This window comes from Micrococcus sp. HMSC31B01, assembly GCF_001816085.1.
Lineage (GTDB): Bacteria > Actinomycetota > Actinomycetes > Actinomycetales > Micrococcaceae > Micrococcus > Micrococcus luteus.
In genome coordinates, this window is sequence record NZ_KV825231.1 from 1 (window position 1) to 561 (window position 561).

The 561-nt window shown below is 68.6% G+C and carries 1 rRNA gene; it reads right to left on the reverse strand.

Going from position 1 to position 561, the window contains the following annotated elements:
- Window positions 1-362: 362 nt before the first annotated feature.
- A 5S ribosomal RNA gene (rrf, locus tag HMPREF3105_RS08610) occupies window positions 363-479 on the reverse strand.
- Between the last annotated feature and the right edge of the window lie 82 nt (window positions 480-561).

A 561-nucleotide genomic window follows, 5' to 3' on the forward strand; every position in this document is an offset into this window, starting at 1 on the left:
CGCCGGTCCTCGTGAGGCCCGCCGGAGCGGCGCCGGTCACCGGCACCGCTGCGAGGACGTCCGTCGCGGTCACCGCCACGACGCCGGCCATCACCGCCACCACGGGGCCCGCGGCCCTCGGATCCGCGGTCCTCGCGGCGCTCTCGGGGGGTGTCCTCAGCCATGGTGTCCTTCCTGGGCGTCACGCCGCGACGGTCCGCGGGAACGCGGTCTCTGTTCCTCATGTGCCGGCCTCGCGGCCGGGTCCTCAGGGGACCAGGCTAGTGCCCGGAGCCTGTGGCAGACCGTCCTTGCGGGGAAAGCAGTCCAGAAATGCGGGAAGGGCCTCGCACCCAACGGTGCGAGGCCCTCCCTCAAAGAATGTCCGGCGGCGACCTACTCTCCCACAACCTCCCGGCTGCAGTACCATCGGCGCTGTGGGCCTTAGCTTCCGGGTTCGGAATGGAACCGGGCGTTTCCCCCACGCTATGACCGCCGTAACCCTAACCCCACACCACCACCCTCAACACGGGCAACAGCAGGGAAACCTAACGGGTCACACAACAGTGACACTATTCAACT